Raw genomic sequence first — 25,090 nt, forward strand, 5'->3', positions numbered from 1 at the left:
CGCGCGTGGACGATTCCAAAGATGAACGAAAAGGAGATGTGATGGAGGAGACAATTCATGATTCGCGTGTCGGAACGAAGATAGGTGGCGATCGGCCGTTGGCCGGCATTCGGGTACTCACCGTCGAAAACTTCATCGCGGCGCCGTTTGCTTCGATGTGGTTGGCGGATGCCGGCGCGGAAGTCGTCAAGATCGAGACGCGCGAGGGCGGCGATTTTTCCCGTAGCACGAATCCTGTCAAAAAGGACGCGGACGGCAAGCCGAGCGGCCTCGCCTTTTTACGGGCGAATCGAAACAAGAAGAGTGTCACGCTCGATCTCAAGCACCCGGAAGGCCGGCGCATCTTCACCGAACTCGCCGCGCAAGCCGATGTCGTGATCGAGAATCTGCGGCCGAACGTGATGGACCGGATGGGGCTCGGTTATTCGGACCTGAGCAAGATCAATCCACGCTTGATCTACGGCGCCATTTCCGGGTTCGGACACGACGACATACTGCCCAGTCCGTACGGTGACTTCCCGGCGTTCGATATCGTGGGACAGGCGATGAGCGGGCTGATGTATCGTCCCGAGCGGAGCGACGACCGACCGACCTATCTGGGCTTCTCGCTCGCCGATATCGAGTGCGGGATCCTGGCGCTCTATGGCGTCGTGCTCGCGCTTCTGCATCGGCATACGACAGGCAAGGGCAAAAAAATCGACATCTCGATGGTCGATGCGTCGTTGATCCTGAACGAAATCTCCGTCGCGATGTATTCGGCAACGAAGCGGACGTCGCCCCCCGGGGTACACGCAGTCACCGCGCCGTTCGGAACCTATCGTGCGAAGGACGGGTACATCGTCATTGCGGTACTGGGCGAACACATATGGAAGCGCTTCGCGGAAGTCATCGGCCGCCCGAATCTGCCGGATGATCCGAGATTTGCCGACGGCATGTTGCGCAAGCAGCATCTGGACGACCTGAATGTCGAGATCGACGCATGGCTCGCGGATCGATCACGCGAAACGGCACTGGCCGAGCTGCGCGCGGGCGGCGTGCCTTGCGCCAACGTGAACGACGTGCCGGACCTGTTCGAATGTCCGCACGTTGCTGCACGCAAGATGCTCATGACGCTCGACGACCCGGCATGGGGCCCCATTCAGGTGGCCGGCAACCCGGTCAAGATGTCGGATGTTCCGGAACCGGAAGCCAAGACGCCGCCGCGTCTGGGCGAGCACAACGCGAATGTCCTGCACGAGTGGTTGGGCATGGACGACGGTGAAATCGGGAAATTGCGGGAAATGAACGTGATCTGAATCCGGTGAACCGATGGCGCGTGTGCGATTCGCACCGATCGTCTCATGCGCCGCACAACGTCGGGGCGACCTCTGCTTCTCGACTCCCCTGGGGATATGACCGATATCGCCGAGGCTGTCCCGGTCGCCTCTTCTTCGACTCCCAATTGACGCCCGATCACCCCCGGCTTAGTCTCTATGGCTCAATTCAGCAATCCAGCCGAGCGAGAAGACCAAGGAGAGGACATGGCTGGGCTCAGTCTCCACAATCTGACGAGACGCGTCGACCTTTTCACGTTGCGGTTGTTTCTCACCGTCGTGGAGGAGCAGCAGATGCGACGCGCGGCGGTGAGGGAGAACATCACGCCGTCAGCTGCGACGAGGCGGATCCAGGATCTCGAAGAGATTGCGGGCATCGACCTGTTCGAGCGATTGCCAACCGGCATGGTCCCGAGCGCTGCCGGCGAGGTGCTGGCCCGTCACGTGCGTTTGCTGTTCGAGAATCTCGACGTGATGCGGCGCGAGGTGGCCGAGTTCACCGAAGGCGTACGCGGTCATATCCGCATCGGCTCCACCAGCACGATCATCGTCCAGTTTCTGGCGCGCGAGATCGCCGAGTTCACGCGGGACTTTCCCTTCGTCGACATCGAGTTGCAGGAGGATGCAAATACCAACGTGGTGGGTGCCGTCGTGGCCGGCAAGGCCGACGTGGCGATGTTCTATGCCACCGACGACATCGACCGGAATGCGCTGGAGATCATCGAGTATCGTACCGATCGTCTCGTTGCCGTCGTGCCGAAAGGGCATAGCCTCGGGGAGCGCGCCAGCGTCACGACGAAGGATCTCCTCGAGCAGAACGTGATCGGCATCTCGGCGACGACTTCGATGATGACCCAACTGCGAAATGCAGCCGCCGCGCTGGGACGCGAACTGGATGTGAAGTATCGGGTCAGCACGATCGAGGCGGCTCGCAGTCTGGTCAAGGCAGGGCTGGGCGTGATGATCCAGCCCGAGAGCATGCTGCCGGTCGAGGACCTCAACAAGGTGACGCTCGTGGCGCTGGACGAACCATGGGCATTGCGCCGGCTCTGCATCGGGACGAGGCGTGGCGATTCACTGACGGCAGCAACGCGGGCGTTCGTTGCCCGGTTCACTGACTGATAGCGGCGGTTCCAATGACACGCAGCGCCGACACTCGCGCGGTGCGGCGTGCAGTGCCGTTCGTGCGATGTCCCCTCACGATTTGCCCGGCAATATCCCCCACACCGCTGAATAAAGCATTTCCTTCAATAGGCCGTGTCGTCGAGACGGTATCGTCGCGACCGTCGACAAGACTAGTTGTGCTGCTTCCAGTCGATGAATTCGTCCATCGGCACGTTGCCATATACCTGCCGTGCCTCGCGCGCACGGCGCTTTTGATCACACGAAAGTTGATTCGAATCCGCCGAATCGCCGCTTCGAAATCCGTCACTTGGTCGATAAATTTCGCATCCCTATAGTGGGCGAGAAGATAAAAAAACCCGGTCGTGAACGGGAATTCGTGAGTAAAAAGGAGACAACGTGAACGCATCATCCATTCGGACTCGCAGCAGCCTGTTCGTAGTCGTCTTGTGCTTTCTAACGATCGCCGTCGACGGTTACGATCTCATCGTCTACGGCGCAACGGTGTCGTCCCTGTTCGCGGAGCCCGGATGGGGGTTGAGCGCATCCGGTGCGGGAATGATCGGGAGCTGGACACTGGCCGGGCTGATGCTGGGCCTGTTCGGCGCCGGCTCCCTGTCCGATCGCATCGGCCGCCGGAAACTGATCATGGCCGGCGTGCTCTGGTTTTCCATCGGTTCGCTGCTATGCGCAGTGGCTCATTCCCCGACGCAACTGGGTTTTGCCCGTTTCCTCACGGGCATCGGGTTGGGGAGTGTGGTGCCTTCGTCGGTGGCACTGAGTATCGAGTACGCGCCTCGCAATCGCCGCCAGCTGTATAGCGCACTCGCGCTGACGGGCTATGCGATCGGCGGCGTCGTGTGTGCGCTGCTGGCGATGTCGTTGCTGCAGAGTCACGGATGGCGGGTGCTCTATGCCGCCGGCGCGGTGTACGTCGTCATCCTGCCGGTCATGTATTTTTTCCTGCCGGAGTCGGTCAATTTTCTGGTCGACAGCAATCGAATGGACGAAGCGCGAGAACTGGCGACCCGCTATTCGATCGACTTCGAGCGTGTCCTGGCTGACAGCGCCAGCCAGCGTCAGCTTCAATCCGCATCCAGCGAACTGCGCGGCTTCAAGCTCGCGATGTCGTCGGACTGGCGGTCCGCGGTGCTGCTGTTCGCGGTCGTGTGTTTCTGTGGCCAGATCGTCGTCTATGGAATGAATGTCTGGCTTCCGACGCTGATGCGCAAGGCCGGGTATCCGCTCGGATCGTCGCTGCAGTTTCTTCTGGTGATGCAATTCGGCGCCGCCGTGGGCAATCTGTGTGGCGCGTGGCTGGCCGATCGTTTCGGATCCCGCAAGATACTGATTTCCCTTTTTGCCATTTGCGCAATTTCGTTGCTGGTCATGAGCCAGAAGCCGGATTACATCTGGTTGATGCTCGCCGTGTTCGGTTCAGGTCTGGGTTCGATCGGATCGACAACGCTCGGCTACGGCTACATTGCCGCGTACTTCCCCGCATCCTGCCGCGGCTCAGCCATCGGCACAGCCCAAGGTCTGGGGCGGATCGGCTCGGTGCTGGGGCCGATGATCGGTGGGTGGGTTGTCGGGTCGACCCTGGGACATCAGTGGAATTTCTACGTGTTCGCGATTCCGTCCGTGATTGCCGCCATCATGGTGACCCAAATACCGAAAAAGACGCGTGTGGACGTGTCGTTGGCGAAGGCCTGATCCGACGTTGCCGTCTCGACGCGCGGCCACGCACGGCGGCGTATGCGCGCCCCGTCGACTGCATGCTCGGCGACAGGTGCATGCTCGGTAGCGCACCGCCGCCGGAATGATCGCGACCGTGCCCGACGATTCCAAAACAGGAACGTCGGGCACGTTTCATTTGGAGCGCGCGGCGGCCTCACGCGATCGAACATGACCGTCCCTCGAAGCAGATCGCCCGACGCGAAGGTGTCGCTTACCGTCTTCGCCATTTTCGAATTGCCGCTTCGAAAATGACCAGTTGGATCGCTTCCGACGTGGCCCTAACCTGAAGGTCATGACGAACAAGGCCGATGCGCGAGCTGACGCCACACAACTGGAGCGAAGACAAATGGCAAACTTTCTCGACGAATCGCAAACCATGTGGCTCGACACCGTGAACAAGTTCATGGACAACGAGATCACCGTCGAATACGTGCGCAAGTGCGACATGAATCGCGACTACCCGTACGAGGCGTACGAAAAGATCGCGAAGCAAGGGTGGCTGGGCATCCTGATTCCGGAAGCCGAGGGCGGCTCGGGCGGCGACATTTTCGATTACTCGCTGATGGCCGAAGGCCTCGGCAAGTTCGGCTTCGACTTCGCGTGCTCGGTGCTCGTGCCGACGTTCACCGCGATGAACATCATCAAGTTCGGCACGCCCGAACAGAAGAAAAAATACGTGCAACCGTTCATCGACGGCAAGATCCGCTTCTCCGTGTCGATTTCCGAGCCCGATGCCGGTTCCGATGCGGCGAACACGAAGACGCGCGCCCGCCGCGACACCAACGGCGACTGGATCGTCAGCGGCCAGAAGCTGTGGTGCAGCGGCGCGGCGGCGAAGGACACCGTGATCGCGATGCTGGTGCGCACGAGTACCGACGACAAGCACAAAGGCCTGTCGGTGCTGCTGATCCCGAACAACACGCCGGGGATGGTGATCAACAAGCTGCCGACGCTCTCGCGTCACGCGACCGGTACGACCGAGATCTTCCTCGACGAGGTGCGTGTGCCGGGCGACGCGCTGCTGGGCGAGGAAGGGCAGGGCTGGAAGATCATCACCGAACACCTCGAGCTCGAGCGCTGCGCGGTGGCCGCCGCTTATACGGGTAACGCCCAGCAGGCAGTGACGACGGCGACGCGCTACGCGCACGACCGTATCCAGTTCGACCATCAACTGTACGACTTCCAGGTGATTCGCCACCTGCTCGCCGACTGCCAGACGAAGGTCGACGCGGCGCGTCTGCTCTGCTATCGCGCGGCGCGGATGGCGGCGGACCATGTGCCGTGCAGCCGCGAGGTGTCGATGGCGAAGCTGTATGGGTCCGAGACGCTGAAGGAGTGCGCGCTCGCCGGCATGCAGATCCTGGGTGGCTACGCCAACCTGCCGGAAGCCGACATGGAGCGCTACCTGCGCGAAAGCATTCAATCGACGATCGGCGGTGGCACGTCGCAGATCCAGCGCACGATCATCGCGAAATCGATGCGCCAGTAACGTCGTATCGCTTCATCCGAACGGAGCGCGCGGGCAGGACCGCGCGCCGTTACCCCGAATTCAACAGGAGACACCGTAATGAGCGTTATCAACAACAGCATCAACATTCCGCTCGACGAGCTGGAGGTGGGCACCAAGTTTCGCTCGCCTGGCCGTACCGTGACGGAGAGCGATGTCGTGATGTTCTGCATGTTCACGGGCAACTGGATCGAGATCCACTCGAACAAGGAATACGCGGAGAGAACGCGCTGGGGCGAGCGCATCGTGCAGGGCATGCTGACGTTCTCGCTGATCTCCGGCCTGCTGCAGTTCGGCCCGGCGATCCAGGCGAACTACGGCGTCGACAAGATGCGCTTCCTGAATCCGGTGAAGATCGGCGATACGGTCTACGCGAGCGCCGAAGTCATCGCCAAGAAGGAGAAGGACGACAAGTTCGGCGTCGGCACAATGCTGATCCAGGCATACAACCAGCGCGGCGAAGTCGTGCAGCGCAGCGAATGGAGCCTGCTGATGCTGCGCAAGCGCGCGGATCTCGAGGCGCTGATCGCTGAAGCGCAGCCCGAGTTCAAGGTCTGAGGAGCGCGGTCATGACTCCTCGTCCGGTTGCGGCGATCGTCGGCATGGGTGACGCCTATGCGTCACGTGCGAATCGCAAGGACCCGCTGCAGTTGGCCGCCGAGGCAACGCTCAACGCGCTTGCCGACGCGGGCATCCGCAAGGACCAGGTCGATGCGGTATTCACGGGACGCTCGCCGTGGGCCGACAAGCGTTCGCAGTGGAGCAACATCTTCATCTCGCACATGCAGATGCCGGTGACGCTCACGAGCGAGCTGACGATGCATGGCGCCGGCCTGACTTCGACGCTCGCGATCGCATCGCAGATGATCGCGGCCGGCCGCGCGGAATACGTGCTGTGCCTGCAAAGCGATGCGACCGAGCTGTTCGTCGACGCGGTCGCGATGGGCGCGGAAGCCGACGCGGACCCGCAGTTCGAAATCCCGTACGGCCCGACGATTCCGGCGTTGTATGCGCAGGCGGCGCAGCGCTACTTTCATGAGTTCGGCATCACCGAGGACGATCTCGCCGATGTCGCGATCGCGAATCAGCGCTGGGGACGTCATCATCCGCACGCGGCGAAGGCGAAGTTCGGCGAGATCGATCGCGCGGCCGTGCTGTCGTCGCCGTATGTGGCGACGCCGCTGCGGCGCTGGATGTGTTCGACGTGGGGCGGCGGCACGGGTGGCGCGCTGGTCGTGACCTCACCGGAAAACGCGCGCAACGCACGTGATCCGGTGTACCTGCTCGGTTACGGATCGGCCACGACGCACGAATACCTGACCGACCGCATGAACATGCGTCGATGCAGGTTCGACAGTCTCGGCGCATTTCCGAGCCTGACGACCACGGCAACGGCCGAGGCGGCGCGACAAGCGTATGCGATGTCGGGCCTGACGCCTGCCGACATCGACATGGCGCAGATCTCGGTGAACTTCGCGCACATGGGGCCGATCGTGATGGAGGATCTCGGTTTCGCGAAGAAGGGACGCGGCATCGATCTCTATCGGGAAGGCCGTACGAGCGTCGACGGCGATTTGCCGGCCGACACGAACGGCGGCTGGCTGTCGTTTGGCCAGCCTGGCATTTCGTGCAACATGGACAGCATCGTCGAGGCCGTTCGCCAGTTGCGCGGTGAGCCGCTTGGACTGGCGCCAACGCGCCGGCCGAAGACCGCGCTCGTGCAGGGCGCCGGAGGGATGCTCGCCGCGGGTGCGGTTCTGCTCCTGTCGTCCGAGACCTGATACCCGATCGAGAGGATCCCATGACGGAAACCCATTTGCCGAATAGCTGGCCGCAACCGTACCGGTTGCTCGATGCGCAGCCTTACTGGGACGCGTTGGCCGACGAGAAACTGACGTTCCAGCGCTGTACCGCATGCCGTGAATCGGTATGGCCGGCTCATTCGTTTTGCACGCACTGCGGTGCGAAGTCGCTGGACTGGACGCAGTCGTCCGGCCGCGGCGAGATCTACTCATACAGCACGATCACGCGTGGGCCGACGCCGGTGTGGGCCGGCATCGTTCCGTACACCGTCGGTTTCATTCGCATGGACGAGGGCTATTTCCTCTTCTCGCAGATTGACGAAGTACCGGAGGCGTTGCGGATTGGCCAGCGTGTCGAGGTTCGGTTCGTGCAGCGTGGCGAACAGAAGTTGCCGGTATTCGTGTTGTCGAAACAATAACGCTGACTGCGTGATCAGGCATCGCACGTCGGCACGCGGCCGAGTCCGTATCGATGCGGCACCGGCCGATGTTGCGATGACCTGATCGAGACATTGAAGTGGAGGAGCGACATGTTACGAGATCTACCGCTTTCGAACGTGGTGGTGGTTGAATTGAGCGACAGCGCGTCCGCGCCGTTCAGCGGGAAAATACTCGCGTCGCTCGGAGCAGAAGTATGGAAGGTCGAACGGGCGACGGGCGATTCCGCGCGTGGGTGGGGCCCGAGCATGTGGAAAGGCAGCGGCGCGGCTTATCACGCATTGAATCGCGGCAAGCGCAATATCTGCATCGACATCAAGGACAAGGAGCAACTGGCGACGTTGCATCGGCTGATCGCCGAGCGTGCCGACGTATTCATTCACAACCTGCGGCCGGGGGCGGCCGCGGATTATGGGCTCGACGCAAACAGCCTGCGGATTACGAAGCCGGAGCTGATCTGCTGCGAGATCGGTGCATTCGGCCATGTCGGACCGATGAATACGCTTCCCGGTTACGACCCGCTGATGCAGGCGTTTTCCGGGATCATGAGCATCACGGGTGAAGAAGGTCAGGCACCGGTGCGAGCGGGGGTGTCGATCGTCGATTTCGGCGCGGGCATGTGGGCTGCCATGGGCATTCTGGCAGCGCTGTATCGGCGCCAGATGAAGCACTGCGGGGCGACCGTCAATGCCTCCCTGCTGGAGACCGCACTGGCGTGGATGTCCGTCGGCATCGCGAACTACAACGCCGACGGCGAACCGGGTGGCCGGCATGGGTCGGGCGTCGCGTTTATCGTGCCGCACCGTGCGTTCGCGACCGCGGATGGCTTCCTCATCGTGAGTTGCGCGAACGATCCGCTCTTCGCGCGGTTGTGTGCCGCGCTCGACCATCCGGAATGGGCGACGGACGAGCGGTTCGCGACGAACGCGGGGCGCCTGAAGAACCGCGCCGAGATCGACCGCCTTATCGGCGACCGGTTGTCGACGGGAACGCGGGAGTTCTGGACGGAACGGTTGCAGGCCGCTGGCATTCCGGTTGCGCCGATTCAGACGACCGCGGAAGTGCTGGCGCACGAGCAGACGCAGGCGCTCGGCATCATCGAGAAGCCGTCGGACGACGAGATCGGTATCGTCGGCCTGCCGCTTTCGTTCGACGGCAAGCGGTCCCCGCCGCTGCATCTCGCGAAGGATACCGGCGCCGACAATTCGCTGCTCGACAGTCTGCTGAAGGTCAGTCATTAGCCGCCTTTCCCGAGGCAGACAACGATGCGGCATGGCGGATACAGTGCCGTTCGAGTCGTCTGTCGACGCTTGATTCGCCCGCCAGCCATGCGATTTGCGTCGGGTTGGCGGGGGCATTTATTGGCGTACCGGACAGATGACGTTGGTGTACGATCAGGGTCGACGTCAGTCGACGAGGAAGCACATTGCGCTGCCATCGATGCGTTATCGTGGAGAGGCGTTTGAGAGTGGAAGTGCACGCCGTGTGACATGACGCCTGACAACGTCATGAAGACGTGCACGTGAGGAGACATGAGTACATTCAACCGATTGCACCTGATTCGTCAGGTGGATTTGTTCACGCTGAAGCTGTTCGTGTCAGCGGTTGAGGAGCAGCAGATCGGCCTGGCCGCGATCCGGGAGAACATCGCCGCGTCCACTGCAACCAAGCGTATTCAGGATCTCGAAGATATTGCCGGCGTAAAACTCCTCGAACGAGGCCCGAAGGGCGTCTCGCCCAGCCCGGCGGGCGCGGTGCTCCTGCGCTATATCCGCAAGATTTTCGATGACCTGGACGATATGCGGTCCGAGATCGCGTCGTTCACCGACGGCATGCAGGGCGAGCTGACGATCGCATCCGCACGGTCGATCATCGTTCCGTTTCTTTCGCGCGAAGTAGGCGAGTTCAGTCGGGAATACCCGCTTGTCGAACTCGTCATGCAGGAGCTCGAGAATGCCGAAATCGTGCAGGCCGTTGTTCGGGGCGAAGCCGATGTCGGGGTGTTCGCCGCCACACACGAGCTGGACCTCGGCGGCGTCGATGTCACGCCGTACCGGGAAGACCGGCTGATTGCCGTCGTTCCGAAGGGGCATCGCCTGAGCGAGCAGGCCAGCGTGACCTTCAAGGATCTCCTGCCCGAGAATGTCATCGCCGTCACGGCGATGCTTGGGGCGGTACGTGCGGCCACGCGGCGGCTGGGCGAAGAGTACAAGCCGCGCTACAGCGTCCGGAGCGCCGGTGTTGCAGTGAGTCTGGTGCAGGCCGGGCTGGGCGTCACGATTCAACCGGAATGCCTCGTCAGTCATGAACTGTTCAGCCGGGTTGCCGTGCTGGAATTGGCCGAACCATGGGCGTTGCGACGCATTCATATCGCCACGGCGCGCGGCCGAGACCAGAATCCGATTGTGCGCGCACTGATCAAGCAACTGCTGGACCGGCCTCGCGACTGAGTGACCGCGTCGGTGCTGGATGGCCACGTTCTCGCACTTTCGACATGGAAATCACCACGACAGACAAGGAGACGCTACGATGCAGCCCATTGTGCTCGGCAGGTTGGAGATTCAGAAAGTTGTCGAGATGGAAACGAGCCTTCCGATCGAAGTGCTGTTTCCGGGCGTCACTGCAGGCGACCTTTCGCGGCTGAAGGGCTGGTACTGGGACGATGTGCTTTCGCTCGATCCGGCTCAAGCGGGGTGCGGCCTGAGCATGCACAGTTACCTTGTACGATTCGGCGGAAAGACGATCCTGGTCGACAGTTGCAACGGGAACGACAAGGATCGCTCGACCGAAGCCTTTCATCGGCTGAATACGCCATGGCTCGACCGGCTGCGGAAACTCGGCATTGCTCCGGAAGATGTCGACATGGTCATGTGCACGCACCTGCACGTGGATCATGTCGGCTGGAACACGCGTCTCGACAACGGGCGCTGGGTACCGACGTTTCCCAATGCGCGCTATGTCATGAACAGGCGCGATGTCGACCATATCAGTTCGCCGAGCACCGATGCGATGATTCGCGAGCCGTGGCTCGATTCCGTCTCGCCGGTGATCGATGCCGGGCAGGCCGATCTCGTCGACGGAGACGAGGTCATTCTCGGGAAGGTCGGTGACGGCATGTGGCTGCGGCCGGCGTATGGCCACTCGCCCGGCAGCTGCATGATCCAGGCTTGCTGCGGCGGTTCGCCGGCGGTGTTCTCCGGCGACGTGGTGCATCATCCGGTTCAACTGATCCGTCCGGATCTTCATTTCGCGTATGACTGGAACGGCGATCTGGCGGAACAGGTTCGCATCGCGCTGCTCGAGGAAATCGCGGGAACCGACACGATGCTTTTCCCGGCCCATTTCAGGTATGGATCGGGCGGGCACGTCGAGCGGGATGGCGACAAGTATCGCTTCCGCTTCACCCAGGTCTGATGAGTCGGTCCCGTACGCCGGTTCATCGAGTGGTACCGATGCCCACTTGGTTCGTATCGGCGTACGGCGTCAGACGAAGGCGGGTTTGACGCCCTCGGTTCCCGGTTTGTTGACGCCCACGTTGCCGCGCATCAGCTTGTCGGGATGTTCGACGAGCTCGGTAACCAACGCAGCGACGCTTTTGCGCGAAACCTCGGTTCCCTTGAACGGTTCGTTCCGTGCCGTGACCTCATAGGCCACTTCATCGTTGTCCTGAAGCCAGGCCGCGCGGAGGATCGTGTATTCCGAGTCGGAGGCTTCGATCAGATCGGCAGACCAGCGATAGGGCGGCAGATACTGCCCGATCTCCCGACGGTTCCACTCGCCGAATTCGCCCGGTACTTCATCGTAAATGCCGAGCGAGTTGATGAAGATCAGCCGTTTGACGTTCTTGGTCTTCATGGCAGCCAGGATATGTTCGGTCTGGATGTCCACGTCGCCGGCCAGGTTGGCATAGACGATGTCTTGTCCTTCCATGATCCGCGGCAGGAGTTTCTTGTCCAGTACGTCGCCGATTACGACGCTCGCGTTGGCCGGCTCGTTGCCGGCCAGTTTTTTGGGATCGCGGATGAGGAGGGTCTGTTTGACGTCCTTTTTCTCGCCCAGCATCCGTACGACCCAGCGCGCGATCTGTCCGCTGGCGCCGAGGATCAATACCTTGGTCATGGTGTTTATTCCGGATTTGGAAAGTAGGCTTCGCGCAAGAGCGCGGGAGCATGGTCGATGAGCGTGGCGAGACCTGCGCATGAGCGGCCACGAGGCCGCAGGTGCCCCCGCATGGAGCGTTGAGCAACGACGCCAGGAAGACTCGTGTCGGCTCCCTGGCGCGAGACGCGGCGATCGCGGCGATGGGGATTACAGGTTTTCCTTGTAGAAGGGAATCAGCTTGGCCAGCGCCTGGCCGACCGGCTCAGGCTTGTCGTAGAGGTCGTAATGCGACCAGCCTTCGACGACCACCAGTTCCTTCTTCTTCGACGCCGCGCGGCCGATAATTTCGCAGCCGTCGCGGTAGGCTCCGAAGGCACCGACCTGATCGCCGACCACCACCATCAGCGGCTGCGTCAGCAAGGTTTCGCAGAGGTGGAAGGCGTCCCAGCCGATGGCGACGGCCTGATGCGAGAACAGCGCGCGGTTGAGGCCGTTGGGTGCGCGGCCACGGTCACTGCGGTAGTACTCGGTGGCGCCCAGCACGTCGATTTCCTTGATCCCGGCTTCTTTGGCCGCCTCGGGCGAAGGCGGCAGCAAGTCGTCCACGCGCAGCGCGGCACCGCGGGCCTCTGCCGTGCGCTGCTTGGCCATGGCCTCCAGCGCACCGATCGGATCAAAGCCGCTGAAGCCTTCGCGCATCAGGCGGCCATAGTTGGCGCCAGTGACCGTACCAACCGCCTTGATGCGGCGCTCGGTCATCGCTGCATTGATCGAGTAGCCGCCGCCGCCGCAAATGCCCAGCACGCCAATGCGTTCTTCATCCACATAGGGGAGCGTTACGAGGTAGTCGCAGACCACGCGGAAATCCTCGACGCGCAGTGTCGGGTCTTCGGTAAAACGTGGTTCGCCGCCGCTGGCACCCTGGAAGCTGGCGTCGAAGGCGATGACGACGAAACCTTCCTTGGCCAGCGCCTCGCCATACACGTTCCCCGATGTTTGCTCCTTGCAGCTGCCGATCGGATGCGCGCTGATGATGGCGGGATATTTCTTGCCTTCGTCGAAGTTCGGCGGGAAGTGGATGTCGGCTGCGATATCCCAATACACATTCTTGATCTTGACGCTTTTCATGACAGCTCCGTTCAGGGAAGGGGGTAAGTTCGCCAGGCCGAATCGTGGGTAGCCAAGCGGCAACGACTCGAATATAGAGAGCCGATTGGAATTCCGTAAGATCGCAATCTGGACTACAGTGGTATCTTCAAATTGACAATGGCACCTGCATGGATCCCTCACTGCTTCCGTCTCTCGCGTGGTTCGCCCATGTCGCACATCATCGTAGCTTCACGAAAGCGGCTGCGGAAATGGGGGTTTCTCGAGCGAACCTGTCGCAGAACGTGAAGGCGCTCGAACGCCGGCTGAACGTCAAGCTGCTGTATCGAACGACGCGCGACATGTCGCTGACCGAAGAGGGGCAGCGGCTCTACGAGGTGTGGTATCCCGCCCTGGTCGCGGTCGAGCGGACAGTCGACGCGTTACACGAGGCGCGCGACGAGCCGTCGGGGTTGATTCGTATGAATACTTCGCGTGTCGCGGCGAAGACATTGATCGAGCCACACTTCGAGGAGTTCAGTACCCGCTTTCCGAGACTGGGTCTCGAGTTGGTGATGGATGACGGTCTTGCCAACATCGTCGCCGACGGGTGTGACGTTGGTATCCGGATCGGCGAGAGCCTCGCTCAACACATGGTTGCCGTGCCGATAACGCCGAATCTGGAGATGGCGGTGGTCGGCACGCCGGCCTACTTCAAGCGCTACGGCAAGCCGGTGACGCCGACCGATCTGGCGCAGCACAATTGCTTGCGCTTCCGGCAAGTGAGTGGGGCAATTCATCCGTGGGAATTTACGTCGCCGGAAGAGTCGGGCCACAGTTTCATGGTGGAGCCGCGGGGCAGCATTACCACCAATGACGACGACGGGATGATCCGCGCGGCGTTACAGGGTGTCGGACTCATCCAGCACATCGACATCGCCGTGCAGCAACATCTGGATTCCGGCGCACTGGTGCGTGTGTTGCACGCGTGGTGCAAGCCCTTTGCGGGCTTTTATGTCTACGCGCCGACCCGCGCGCAGATGCCGGCCAAGGTCAGAGCGCTCATCGATTTCCTGGTGGAGAAGCGCGAGGCAATTGTTGCCTCCCGCGCCAGATAGGCTGAGCAGCGTTCGATGCCGACGAACTTTCCTGCTTTGACGTATTGCATCCATAGGCCTCACCGGCTCGTTGACGCACGGGGTATAGGGCAGCTGTTTTTCGGTCCTGCACGAGTCGACCTGTTGCGGGGGATGACCGAGGTAAGCGCTTCTGCGCTGCAGTGCATACACGCTGTAGTGGCTTTTGCGTGCCAATCGGGTCGTCTGCGTCGGTGGTCTCCCGTATGTCAATACCGTTCGCTAAACCGTGGCGGCTGGTGGAAGGGCGATCCGAACGTAGCAGAGATCGCTGGGAGGTGTGCGTGGTGGTTCGAGTCCGCTGACTTCCACCGTCGTTCGCCACAAGCTATGTCCGCCTTTTAGTGCTTATTTGGTGTTCGCGCGGGACGACGGAAATTTTGTAAGGAGGGGCGCAGCGGAAAGCCGTGCGGGCATTGGCTCAGATCACGGTCTCAATTCAAAGTTAAATGAAATGTGATCACTCGCCGCCGAAAAATTTTGCACAATGGCGGCAGCGCGGCCCATGGCCGCGATTCCCCCCGGAGAACCCGGCCAGCCGGACCGGGGCCGGCCCGAACCGATACCAGGCACCGACGTGCCGCCGCCCGCCGCCATGGACCAACCGAAACGCATCCTGATCGTCGAGGACGACGCCGATATCGCCGACGTTTTGAGCCTGCACCTGCGCGACGAGCGCTACGAGGTCGTGCACAGCGCGGACGGCGCCGAGGGGCTGCGCCTGCTCGAACAGGGCGGCTGGGACGCGTTGATCCTCGACCTGATGCTGCCGGGCGTCGACGGCCTCGAAATCTGCCGGCGCGCGCGTGCGATGACGCGCTATACGCCGATCATCATCACCAGTGCGCGTTCGAGCGAGGTGCACCGGATCCTCGGCCTCGAGCTCGGCGCCGACGACTATCTGGCCAAACCGTTCTCGGTGCTCGAACTCGTCGCGCGCGTGAAGGCGCTGCTGCGGCGCGTCGATGCGCTCGCACGCGATTCGCGGATCGACGCGGGCACGCTCGACGTCGCGGGGCTGGCAATCGACCCGATCGCGCGCGAGGCGAGCGTGGACGGCGCGCGCATCGACCTCACGCCGCGCGAATTCGACCTGCTGTATTTCTTCGCGCGGCATCCGGGCAAGGTGTTCTCGCGGATGGACCTGCTCAATGCCGTGTGGGGCTACCAGCACGAAGGCTACGAGCACACGGTCAACACCCACATCAACCGGCTGCGCGCGAAGATCGAGGCCGATCCGGCCGAGCCCGTGCGGATCCTCACCGTGTGGGGCCGCGGCTACAAGCTCGCCGCGCCGGGCCAGCGGGACGCATGATGAAGCTCACCCTTACCCAGCGGCTGTCGCTCGTGTTCTCGGTGCTGCTGCTCGCGTGCTCGGGCGCGTCCGCGTGGCTGCAGATCCGCGCGAACGACATGCGCGAGCAGGAAGTCGTGCAGGGGCTGTCGCGCGACCTGGCCGCCAACATCGTCAACAGCGTGACCCACAGCGCGCCGCTGATGGACGCGAACGGGCTGCGCCCGGACGCGGTGCGCACGTTGTTCGGGCAGTTGATGGGCGTGAACCCGAGCGTCGAGGTCTATCTGCTCGACAACGCGGGGCGGATCAAGGGCGACGATGCGCCGCCCGGCCACGTGAAGCGCGATCGTGTCGATCTCGCGCCCGTGCAGCGCTTCATCGCGGGCGAGCCGCTGCCGATCCTCGGCGACGACCCGCGCAGCCCCGATGCGCGCAAGGTGTTCAGCGCCGCGCCGCTGCAGCTGGCGGGCCAGCCGCCGTCCGGCTACATCTACGTGGTGCTGCTCGGCGAGGCGCACGACCAGCTGGCCGCGCGCGTCGACGCCGGCAATGTGCTGCGCACGACGCTGTGGTCGATGGCGCTGGTCGCGCTGCTCGGCCTGCTCGCGGGCCTCACCGCGTTCAGCTTCATCACGCGTCCGCTGCGCCGGCTGACGGACGCGATGCGCCGCTTCGACGCGAACGGCGCGCCCGACACGCAGCCGCCGGTGCCGCGCTCGCGGCCGGGCCGGCGCGGCGATGACATCGTCGTGCTCGAATCCGCGTTCGCGCAGATGGCCGACCGGATCGGCGACCAGTGGCGCGCGCTGACGCACCAGGACCAGCAGCGGCGCGAATTGATCACGAACATCTCGCACGACCTGCGCACGCCGCTCACGTCGCTGCACGGCTATCTGGAGACGCTGTCGCTGAAGTCGGACACGCTCGCCGAGAACGAGCGGCGGCGCTACCTGTCGATCGCGCTCGCGCAGAGCGCGAAGGTCGGCCGGCTCGCGCAGGCGCTGTTCGAGCTCGCGCGGCTCGAATCGGGCGGCGTGCAGGCCGAGCGCGAGCCGTTCTCGCTCGTCGATCTCGTGCAGGACGTGTTCCAGAAATTCGAGCTGACCGCGCAGGCGCGCGGCGTCGCGCTGCATGCGCGGATTCCGCCGCGGGTGCCGGTCGTGTCGGCCGATCTCGGGATGATCGAGCGCGTGCTGACCAACCTGCTCGACAACGCGCTGCGGCACACGCCCGCGCACGGCGAGGTCGAGGTCGCGCTGGAGCCGCGCGGCGACCGCGTGCTCGTGACCGTGGCCGATACCGGCGAAGGGATTCCGGCGGCGCGGCGCGAAGGGCTGTTCCAGCGGCCGCAGCGGCCGATGAGCGGCGGCGCGGTGACGAGCGGCGGGCTCGGGCTGCTGATCGTGCACCGGATGCTGGCGCTCAACGGCAGCCGTATCCGGCTGGTCGACCGGGCCGGGCGCGGGGCGGTGTTTGAGTTCGCACTGGCGGTGGCCACGCCCGGCGCCGGCGACGGGCGCTGATCGTCGCCCCTGCAATGCCGGCGTTCAACCGCCGCGCTTGCGCCGCACGTCGCTCGGCGTCATGCCGGTCCAGCGCTTGAACGCGTGGCGGAAACCCACCGCGTCGCTGAAGCCGAGCGTCGATGCGATGTCCTCGGTGCTGAGCGTGGTCGTGCTGAGATAGTCGATCGCGAGCGCCTTGCGTACGCTGGCCAGCAGTTCGCTGTACGACGTGCCCTCGGCTTCGAGCTTGCGGCGCAGCGTGCGCGACGTGATGCACAGGATCGCCGCGATCGCGTCGATGTCCGGAAACTGTCCGGGCGTGCGCGTGAGTTCCTGGTACACGCGCCGCGTGACGCCGGCCTGGCTGCGCATTTCATCGAGCAGGCTCGCGCAATGCGACGACACCTGCGCGGCGGTGATCGGGTTCGCGAGCTGCGGCGCGCGCGTGAGCCACGCGGCCGGGTAGCTGAGCACGTGATGCGGCTGGTCGAACGCGATCGGGCATTCGAGCGCATCGGCCAGCATTGCCGCGTGCGCCGGCTGCGGCTGCGCGAACTGCGCGCGCGCCGGCACGCACCACGCCCCCATCACGTCCTTGATGATCGTCACGTGCAGCGCGAACTGCATGTCGATCAGGAAACGGTACAGCGGCTCGTCGAGATCCGGTAGCGCGACTTCGTGCCGGTCGGGAAACTGCCACGACACGATGTCGCCGTGTTCGACCCAGCGGATCGCGAGCATGCCGTTCGCGAGCCGGTGATACTTGACGGCGGATTCGAACGCATGCGCGAGCGATTCCGAACACAGCATCGCGTAGCCGTACATCCCGTAGCTCGACACGTGCAGCCGGTGGCCGACACGCACGCCGAGGTCGGTGCCGTCGTAGCGGCCGATCGCATTGCGCGCGGCCGTGAGGAACTGCAGCGGCGACGTGAGCGTGAACGGGTCCGCGACGGCGGCCGGCGTGAGACCGGTGCCGTCGAGCACCGCGACCGGGTCGAGGCCGGCTTGCGCGGCCACGTCGAGCAGCACGGCCAGCTTGGCCGGCGTGAAGCGCTGCTGGCGCAACGCGTGGGTCGGCTCGACGTCCGGCAGGCGGGCTGCGCGGGCGGTCGTCGGGGTCAAGAGCGCACTGCGCGGCATGGGAGCATCCTGCGTCCGAATCGATATCGTTGACGGCACGCAATTCTGCTCGGGATCGGTCCCATGCGCCACAGGGTTCACCCTGATACGCGCGCCAGTGCGACCCGGTGCAGCGGGCTTCGGTGCGCCCGTAGGGCCGCAGCCGGCCTGGCGCGTGCCGTCCTGCCAGGTTGGCGGTATCCGGCGAAGTTACCTGGACAGGTGCGGCTCGCCTGTCCGTTTCGATCATCTTTTCGGCCGCCTGGATCATTTTCAAAGTGCGCCGCGCGGGCGATAGTCGCCGATCAGGCGATGGTCCGCGCTTCTCCGGCGTGCAGGCCATCGTGCGAACGGCGCGGCCGGCGCGCCGTCCCCCGTGGAGTGAGACATGACGAAGAGACACTGGACCGGGTCGTATGGCTCGATCCCCGCCGAGATCGATCCCGATCGCTTTCCTTCCGTAAGCGCGTTGCTGGACGACGCAATGCGCCGATTCGCCGATCGCCCGGCGTTCCACTCATATGGCCGCACGCTGACCTATGGCGACGTCGACCGCCTGTCGACCGCGCTGGCCGCCTATCTGCAGCAGGTCGTGGGCGTGCGCAAGGGCGATCGCGTGGCCGTGATGCTGCCCAACGTGCTCGCGTTTGCGGTCGCGTTCGTCGCGGTCGCGAAGATCGGCGCGATCCAGGTCAACGTGAACCCGCTCTACACGGCGCGCGAGCTCGAGCATCAGCTCAACGACGCGGGCGTCGAGGTCGCGCTGGTGTGCGGCGGGTCGATGGGCACGTTCGCCGAAGTGGTCGGCGGCACGCGCGTGCGCACCGTGCTGAGCGTCGGGCGCGGTGATCTCGGTGTCGTCGATGCGCCGGCCGGCACATGCGACGCGCTGCCGCCCGGTTCGATCCCGCTCGCGCGCGCCATTGCCGCCGGCGAATCGCTCACGTTCGAACCGGTTGCGCTCGGCGGCGCGGACCTGCTGCTGCTGCAGTACACGGGCGGCACGACTGGCCTGTCGAAGGGCGCGGCGCTGTCGCACCGCAACCTCGTCGCGAACATCGAGCAGTTCGGGGCGATCGTGCCGGCCGCGCGCGTGCCGGGCGAGGAGGTCGTCGTCACGGCGATCCCGATGTATCACATCTTCGCGCTGACGGTGAACTTCCTGTCCTACTTCGCGATCGGCGCGCAGAACTGGCTGATCGCGAACCCGCGCGACATGGACGGCTTCATCGACGTGCTGAAGGCCGCGCGGCCGACGGTGTTCGTCGGCGTGAACACGCTGTACGCGGGGCTCGCCGGCCATCCGCGCCTGACGGAAGTCGACTGGTCGCGGCTGAAGCTGTCGGCCGGCGGCGGCGCGGCCGTGATCGACGTGATCTCGTCGCGCTGGAAGGCGGTGACGGGCAACTTCATCCGCGAGGGCTACGGGCTGTCGGAAACGTCGCCGGTCGTGTCGTTCAACCCGCAGTCGATCGACTCGTTCACGGGCACCACCGGCCTGCCGCTGCCGTCGACCGACGTGAAGCTGCTCGACGACCAGGACAACGAGGTGGCGATCGGCGGCGCGGGCGAGATCTGCGTGAAGGGGCCGCAGGTGATGGGCGGCTACTGGCGGAAACCGGATGCGAATGCGGCCGCGTTCACGGCCGACGGCTATTTCCGCACCGGCGACGTCGGCGTGTTCGACGAAGCCGGGTTCCTGCGGATCGTCGACCGCAAGAAGGACATGATCATCGTGTCGGGCTTCAACGTGTACCCGAACGAGGTGGAAGCGGTCGCGACCGCCGTGCCGGGCGTGGCCGAATGCGCGTGCATCGGCGTGCCGGATGCGCGCACGGGCGAGGCCGTGAAGCTGTTCGTGGTGCTGGCGCAGGATGCCGACGTGACGGAGGAGCAACTCGTCGCGCATTGCCGCGAGAGCCTCGCGGCCTACAAGGTGCCGAAGCTGATTCGCTTCGTCGACCGGCTGCCGAAGTCGACCGTCGGCAAGATCCTGCGCCGGGAACTCAGCCGCACCGACTGATGGCGTCGGCGCGCCGCGCGGCGTCCGGCGCGCCGACGGCCCGGAAGGCTCCGCGCGGGCCGCTCAAGTACAATGCGAGCGGTTCGATCGACGGGGACGCGATGACCGGTTCAGATTCACTTTCCGCCCAGCCCGGGCCCGCACCCGGGCGTGCGCTGCCGTCGCCGAGCGCGACGGTGCCGATCTCGCTCGTCAACGGCTTCCTCGCGAGCGCGGCCGTGCAGCGCGACGTGGTCGAGCGCTACCTGGGCGGGGCCGGCATCCCGATCGAGCTGCTCGGCGAACCGCATGCGCGCGTGACGGAGGAACAGTTCTCGACGCTGTACCGCACGCTCGCGATCGAGCTCGACGACGAGATGCCCGGCATCTTCTCGCGCCCGCTGCGCGGCGGCACGCTGAAGTACCTGTGCCTGAGCCTGCTCGATGCGCGCAACCTCGAAACGGCGCTGCATCGTTTCGGGCAATTCTTCCATATCCTGCTCGACGATTTCTTCGTCGAATCGAAGCGCGACGGTCTCGTCGCGCAGACGGTGCTGCGCCCGAACGACGCCGTCGGCCCGATCGGCGCGCTCGGCCAGGAGCTGATGCTCAAGCTCGTGCACGGCGTGTGCTCCTGGCTGATCGGGCAGAAGATCCCGCTGCTGCAGATCGAGTTCGCGTGCCCGCGGCCGCGCCATGCGGTCGAGCACCTGTACTTCTTCACCGGCGCCGTGCAGTTCGACTGCGAGCGCACGCTGATGCGCTTCAGCGCGGACTACCTCGACGCGCCGATCCGGCAGAGCAAGCGCAACCTGCGCAAGTTCCTCGCGCGCGCACCGGGCGACTGGATCTTCGAATCGTTCAGCGAACAGCTCGTGTGCCATCGCGTGCGGCAGTACCTGTCGGAAGCGTTGCCCGACCTGCCGGTGATCGACCAGGCGGCCGAGCACCTGCATTGCTCGGTGCGCACGCTGAGCCGCCACCTGGCCGCCGAAGGGACGACGTTCCAGGCGCTCAAGGACGAACTGCGGCGCGACATCGCGATCCAGCGGCTGACCGATACGCCCGATACGATCGCGGCGATCGGCGCCGACATCGGCTTCGACGATCCGAGCGCGTTCCATCGCGCGTTCCGGCACTGGACAGGGAGCACGCCGGGCACTTACCGGCGGCGCGCGTAACGCGTCACGCGTCATGCATCGCTTCAAGGTAGCCGGTTCCCATAACCGGATACCTTCGCGCGCTCCCATGGACGGCTCCCCTGGCGGAACGGTTTACGAATCGGCGGGACAGGCAGGGCGCCCGTTGCCGAAGCTGCGCACCGTGCTCGCGATCCGCGTGGCGAACTGCTCGATCATGCGCTGTTGCACCCGCACCATGTCCGCGTAGCCGCCGGGTGCCGCCTCGTTGAGCCGCGTGCTGCACGAAATGCGCGTGCCCGGCGTGCCCGGCGTGTCCTGCTGCACGCCGACGACCCAATCCGCTTCGAACTGGGCCATGCTCCCGGGCCACGCATCGAAGCGGCGCACCTGCGTGCGGATGCTCATGACGGTCTGGTCCGACGGACGCGGCAGGCCGGTGACGTTGCGCGCGCCCAGCTGCTCGACGAGTGCCGACGAAAGCGCCGCGCGCAGCTCGTCGCCGAGCGGCGCGACCCAGCGTTCGTTGTCGAGTATCCGCGCGGCGCCGGTCCCGCTGCGCACGACCATCTGCTGCTGGTCGAGCTGGGCAGGGATGCCGACCGGCAACACGTTGATCGCCAGCGGCGCGGCGGCGCGCGCGGTGGTCGACGTTGCCGTTGTCGTCGCGGACGTGGCTGGTGAGACGAGGGTGTAGTAATGCACCGGGTTCGACGCGCAGGCGGTCAGCGCGATGACGGCGCCGGCGCCCAGGGCGATCGTCCTGGCGCGAATCGGGAAGCTCATGGTTGTCGTGGCTCCTGCTGGACAGGCGAGGTGGAAGGGGCGACCGGCGCGATCGGCGCGTGATCGGCGCCGGTGCCCCGGAGCAGCGCGTCGGGACGGCGGCCCAGCATGTCGGTGAGCGTGCGCAGCGAGCGCGCGGTACGCTGGACTTCGGTCAGCGTGTTCGTCAGGTTTTCCTGAAGCGGGCCGTCCTCGGCGATGCCCTGGCGCAACGCGCCGAACGTCTGGTTCGCCTGGTCGAGCGCGCGCGTCGTCGACGGCAGCAACTGGCCGTTGACCTGCCTGAGCGTCGCGTCCAGGTTCGTCAGGCTCGAATCGACATGCTTGCCGATCGACTCCAGCGGCAGCTTGTTGATCTTGTCGACGATGTCGGCGAGCTGCTCCGGCAGCTTGTCGAAGGTACTCGGCACGGTGGGCAAGGTCAGCGGCGTGGCGTTCGCGTCGAACGGCACCTTCGGCGCGTTCTTCACGAAATCGAACGAAATGTAGAGCTGCTCCGTCAGCAGGTTGCCGGTACGCGCCTGCGCACGGAGCCCATGCTCGACCAGGCCGGCGAGAAACTGGGCCGCGCGCGGATTGCCGTTGCCTTCGGTCTTCTGCAGCTTCTCGATGACGGGGCCGAGCCGGTACGGATAGACCTTGACCATGACGATGGACTGGAAGCGCCGGGTGGTGCGGTCGAAGTCGAGCTGGGTCGAGACCACCTTGCCCATGTTGACGCCGGAGAATTCCACCGGCGCCCCGACCGCGAGCCCCCGCAACGGCTGCTCGAAGCGGAGTCGAATGAGCTGGGATGGCCCGTCCGGCGCCGCCATCGCGGACGTTTCGTTGTCGGCGAGCGTAAACAGGTGGTTTGCACGGGCCGCCGCCGCATCGCTGTCTTCCGGCGTCGCGAACGCGATGCCGCCGCCCACGATCGTCGCGACCGACTGGGTCTTCAGCTTCAGGCCGTTCGCGTCGAGCGACAGATCCATCCCGCTCGCGTTCCAGAAGCGCGTATCGGTCGTCACCAGCCGATCGTACGGCGCATCGATGAACACCTGCAGGTTCATGTCGCGGCGCTGCATGTCGAGCTTGTAAGACGCGACGTGGCCGACCATCAGATGGCGGTAATAGACCGGCGAGCCGATATCGAGCGAGCCGAGATCGGTGGCGCGCAGCGCGAAGCTCGTCCCCGGCATGCCGTTGATGACGGTGGGCGGCGTCTCGAGCCCGGTGTAGGCCTTGCGCGATTGCGTCGAGCCGCCCGTGTCCATGCCGATGTAGGCGCCGGAGAACAGCGTATCGATGCCCGATACGCCGCTCATGCCGACACGCGGCCGCACGACCCAGAAGCGCGTGTCGTCGCGAATGAGGTTGCGCGCATTCTTCACGAACGAGACCGTCGCGACGACGTGCGAACTGTCGTCGCTCAGCGAGATGGCGGTCACGGTGCCGATCACGACGTCCTTGTACTTGACGGGCGTCTTGCCGGCCTCGAGGCCTTGCGCGGTGTTGAACGTGATCGTGATTTCCGGTCCGACGGACAACCACGCGTGGATCACCATCGACAGGCCGATCAATGCCGCGACGAGCGGCACGAGCCAGACGAGCGAAAGCCGCAGGCGGTTGCGCGTCACGGGCGGGTCGTGGGGTTCGAGGCCTTGCGGGCCGGATGGAGGATTCATGCTTCTTCGGCGTCCCAAATGAGGCGTGGGTCAAAACTCATCGCAGACAGCATCGTGAGAATGACGACCATGCCGAAAAACAAAATGCCGGCGCGCGGCTCGATCTCGGACAGCGGACCGAACTTCACCAGCGCACAGATGATCGCGACGACCAGCACGTCGAGCATCGACCAGTAGCCGACCAGCTCGACCGCGCGATACAGCACGGCCCGCTCGCGCATGGCCGACACGCTGCGCCGGCCCGTCGTGACGAGCAACATGCCGAGCGCGAGAAACTTCGTGCACGGCACGACGACGCTCGCGATGAAGATCACCGACGCGATGCCGTACGAGCCGGCTTTCCAGAACACCACGACGCCGCTGAGAATCGTCGATTCGCTGTGGCTGCCGAGCAGCGTGGTGCGCATCACCGGCAACAGGTTGGCCGGGAGATAGAAGATCAGGCTGGCGATCAGCAGCGCCCACGCGCGCACGAGGCTGTCCGGGCGACGCGCGTGCAGTGCCGACCCGCAGCGCGGGCAGCGTGCCGCTTCCGCGGCATGCGCGTGCGCATCCTGCGCGGCGCAGGCGGGGGGCCGGCAGACGAGGCCGCACGCATGGCACCCGACCATGCCTAGCTGGCTGGCGCGCACGGGCAGGCTCACGAGCGGCCTCCGGCGGGTTCCACCGGCACGACCCAGTCCCACAGCTGGCGCGCATCGTGGCCCGCGATCAGCGGGATCAGCACCATCAGCACGGCCGTGGCCCACAAGCCGGCGCCGGGAATGATCTGCATGAGGCTGGACAGCTTGATGATGGCGATCAGGATGCCGAGCAATCCGACTTCGATCATGCTCCACGGCCGCAGCGCGACGAGCAGCCGCATCAGCGGGCCGAACGCGGGCGCGCGACGCCCTGCACGGGCAAAGGCCAGCAACCAGATCAGCGTGGCGATCTGCAGGAACGGCACCACCACGATCGCGAGCGCCGTCGGAATCGCGATCGGCGCGGCGTAGCCTTTGGCCAGCGCGAGCGCGGATTGCCACAGCGTGGCTTCGCTGTGCAGCCCCTGCACGCTGATCCGCATGATCGGGCAGAGGTTGGCGATGGCAAACACCACGCCTGCCGCCATCGCCAGCGCGAGCCACCGGTCGATATCGAGCCAGCTCGAGCGAAACAGCACGGCCGAACAGCGCTCGCAACGCGCGACCTCGTGCGGCGCCAGCGCGCGGCGTCGGTAGACGCTGTCGCAATGCTCGCAGGTGATCAGGGCCGGAAACGTGTCCATGGGTTCGTGTTGCTCGCGCATGCGGTCTCGATGATGGGGTTCGCAGTGTGCTTGGCGTCGATG

General features: G+C 64.6%; 22 protein-coding genes. 15 read left to right on the plus strand and 7 right to left on the minus strand.

Going from position 1 to position 25,090, the window contains the following annotated elements; all coding sequences use genetic code 11:
* The first annotated feature begins 5 nt into the window (after positions 1 to 5).
* The 10 genes from CFB40_RS37305 (at position 6) to CFB40_RS37350 (ending at position 11,333) form a co-directional block, all read left to right on the plus strand.
* On the plus strand, positions 6 to 1,295 hold the full coding sequence (locus CFB40_RS37305) for a CaiB/BaiF CoA transferase family protein (RefSeq protein ID WP_256977002.1): 1,290 nt from the start codon (positions 6 to 8) through the stop codon (positions 1,293 to 1,295).
* 225 nt (positions 1,296 to 1,520) lie between these two features.
* Positions 1,521 to 2,435: a LysR family transcriptional regulator gene (locus CFB40_RS37310; protein WP_089434249.1), complete on the plus strand. Its 915-nt coding sequence runs from the start codon at positions 1,521 to 1,523 to the stop codon at positions 2,433 to 2,435.
* 399 nt (positions 2,436 to 2,834) lie between these two features.
* A complete protein-coding gene (locus CFB40_RS37315; protein WP_039341342.1) occupies positions 2,835 to 4,148 on the plus strand; it encodes an MFS transporter in 1,314 nt (437 codons plus the stop codon).
* A gap of 370 nt (positions 4,149 to 4,518) precedes the next feature.
* On the plus strand, positions 4,519 to 5,661 hold the full coding sequence (locus CFB40_RS37320; protein ID WP_039341340.1) for an acyl-CoA dehydrogenase family protein: 1,143 nt from the start codon (positions 4,519 to 4,521) through the stop codon (positions 5,659 to 5,661).
* 78 nt (positions 5,662 to 5,739) lie between these two features.
* Positions 5,740 to 6,237 carry a MaoC family dehydratase gene (locus CFB40_RS37325; protein ID WP_039341337.1) on the plus strand — a complete coding sequence of 166 codons (498 nt, stop codon included), beginning with the start codon at positions 5,740 to 5,742 and terminating at the stop codon, positions 6,235 to 6,237.
* Positions 6,238 to 6,248: 11 nt separating this feature from the next.
* Complete coding sequence (locus CFB40_RS37330; RefSeq protein ID WP_179255347.1) at positions 6,249 to 7,460, plus strand: thiolase family protein; 1,212 nt, start codon at positions 6,249 to 6,251, stop codon at positions 7,458 to 7,460.
* A gap of 20 nt (positions 7,461 to 7,480) precedes the next feature.
* The gene (locus CFB40_RS37335) at positions 7,481 to 7,900 is read left to right on the plus strand and encodes a Zn-ribbon domain-containing OB-fold protein (protein WP_089434251.1); all 420 of its coding nucleotides are present in this window, start codon (positions 7,481 to 7,483) and stop codon (positions 7,898 to 7,900) included.
* Positions 7,901 to 8,011: 111 nt separating this feature from the next.
* Complete coding sequence (locus CFB40_RS37340; protein WP_039341329.1) at positions 8,012 to 9,160, plus strand: CaiB/BaiF CoA transferase family protein; 1,149 nt, start codon at positions 8,012 to 8,014, stop codon at positions 9,158 to 9,160.
* 291 nt (positions 9,161 to 9,451) lie between these two features.
* Positions 9,452 to 10,369 carry a LysR family transcriptional regulator gene (locus tag CFB40_RS37345; protein WP_039341326.1) on the plus strand — a complete coding sequence of 306 codons (918 nt, stop codon included), beginning with the start codon at positions 9,452 to 9,454 and terminating at the stop codon, positions 10,367 to 10,369.
* 79 nt (positions 10,370 to 10,448) lie between these two features.
* Positions 10,449 to 11,333 carry an MBL fold metallo-hydrolase gene (locus CFB40_RS37350; RefSeq protein WP_089434252.1) on the plus strand — a complete coding sequence of 295 codons (885 nt, stop codon included), beginning with the start codon at positions 10,449 to 10,451 and terminating at the stop codon, positions 11,331 to 11,333.
* Between the two features lie 69 nt (positions 11,334 to 11,402).
* On the opposite strand, the gene CFB40_RS37355 is transcribed toward CFB40_RS37350, so the two are convergent.
* Together CFB40_RS37355 and CFB40_RS37360 are read right to left on the minus strand one after the other, a co-directional pair.
* Entirely contained in the window at positions 11,403 to 12,038 is a 636-nt protein-coding gene (locus tag CFB40_RS37355) for an SDR family oxidoreductase (protein WP_089434253.1), read from the minus strand.
* Between the two features lie 189 nt (positions 12,039 to 12,227).
* Positions 12,228 to 13,148 (minus strand): alpha/beta hydrolase, encoded by a 921-nt coding sequence (locus CFB40_RS37360; RefSeq protein ID WP_039341316.1) that lies wholly within the window; start codon positions 13,146 to 13,148, stop codon positions 12,228 to 12,230.
* A gap of 149 nt (positions 13,149 to 13,297) precedes the next feature.
* Here CFB40_RS37360 and CFB40_RS37365 point away from each other — a divergent pair, with 149 nt between their 5' ends.
* The 3 genes from CFB40_RS37365 (at position 13,298) to CFB40_RS37375 (ending at position 17,062) form a co-directional block, all read left to right on the plus strand.
* A complete protein-coding gene (locus CFB40_RS37365) occupies positions 13,298 to 14,224 on the plus strand; it encodes a LysR family transcriptional regulator (protein WP_089434254.1) in 927 nt (308 codons plus the stop codon).
* 613 nt (positions 14,225 to 14,837) lie between these two features.
* Entirely contained in the window at positions 14,838 to 15,557 is a 720-nt protein-coding gene (locus CFB40_RS37370) for a response regulator transcription factor (RefSeq protein ID WP_039353478.1), read from the plus strand.
* Positions 15,557 to 17,062 (plus strand): HAMP domain-containing sensor histidine kinase, encoded by a 1,506-nt coding sequence (locus tag CFB40_RS37375; protein WP_089430100.1) that lies wholly within the window; start codon positions 15,557 to 15,559, stop codon positions 17,060 to 17,062. The genes CFB40_RS37370 and CFB40_RS37375 overlap by 1 nt, the downstream gene beginning before the upstream one ends.
* A 24-nt stretch (positions 17,063 to 17,086) precedes the next feature.
* On the opposite strand, the gene CFB40_RS37380 is transcribed toward CFB40_RS37375, so the two are convergent.
* Positions 17,087 to 18,187 (minus strand): AraC family transcriptional regulator, encoded by a 1,101-nt coding sequence (locus CFB40_RS37380; protein WP_089429463.1) that lies wholly within the window; start codon positions 18,185 to 18,187, stop codon positions 17,087 to 17,089.
* 367 nt (positions 18,188 to 18,554) lie between these two features.
* On the opposite strand from CFB40_RS37380, the gene CFB40_RS37385 reads away from it, so the two are divergent.
* Positions 18,555 to 20,189, plus strand: a complete 1,635-nt coding sequence (locus CFB40_RS37385; RefSeq protein ID WP_089434255.1) for an AMP-binding protein — start codon at positions 18,555 to 18,557, stop codon at positions 20,187 to 20,189.
* Complete coding sequence (locus CFB40_RS37390) at positions 20,189 to 21,349, plus strand: AraC family transcriptional regulator (protein ID WP_089434256.1); 1,161 nt, start codon at positions 20,189 to 20,191, stop codon at positions 21,347 to 21,349. The genes CFB40_RS37385 and CFB40_RS37390 overlap by 1 nt, the downstream gene beginning before the upstream one ends.
* 93 nt (positions 21,350 to 21,442) lie before the next feature.
* Here the strand turns inward: CFB40_RS37390 and CFB40_RS37395 are convergent, their stop codons facing one another.
* The 4 genes from CFB40_RS37395 to CFB40_RS37410 are packed head-to-tail and all read right to left on the minus strand — an operon-like array spanning position 21,443 to position 25,048.
* Positions 21,443 to 22,093 carry a PqiC family protein gene (locus tag CFB40_RS37395; protein ID WP_089434257.1) on the minus strand — a complete coding sequence of 217 codons (651 nt, stop codon included), beginning with the start codon at positions 22,091 to 22,093 and terminating at the stop codon, positions 21,443 to 21,445.
* Positions 22,090 to 23,760: a PqiB family protein gene (locus CFB40_RS37400; protein ID WP_089429466.1), complete on the minus strand. Its 1,671-nt coding sequence runs from the start codon at positions 23,758 to 23,760 to the stop codon at positions 22,090 to 22,092. Before CFB40_RS37400 ends, CFB40_RS37395 begins: the two co-directional genes overlap by 4 nt.
* Positions 23,757 to 24,404 carry a paraquat-inducible protein A gene (locus CFB40_RS37405; RefSeq protein WP_089429467.1) on the minus strand — a complete coding sequence of 216 codons (648 nt, stop codon included), beginning with the start codon at positions 24,402 to 24,404 and terminating at the stop codon, positions 23,757 to 23,759. Before CFB40_RS37405 ends, CFB40_RS37400 begins: the two co-directional genes overlap by 4 nt.
* The gene (locus CFB40_RS37410; protein WP_089434258.1) at positions 24,401 to 25,048 is read right to left on the minus strand and encodes a paraquat-inducible protein A; all 648 of its coding nucleotides are present in this window, start codon (positions 25,046 to 25,048) and stop codon (positions 24,401 to 24,403) included. The genes CFB40_RS37405 and CFB40_RS37410 overlap by 4 nt, the downstream gene beginning before the upstream one ends.
* Positions 25,049 to 25,090: the final 42 nt, after the last annotated feature.

This window comes from Burkholderia sp. AU31652, from assembly GCF_002223155.1.
Taxonomy (GTDB): domain Bacteria; phylum Pseudomonadota; class Gammaproteobacteria; order Burkholderiales; family Burkholderiaceae; genus Burkholderia.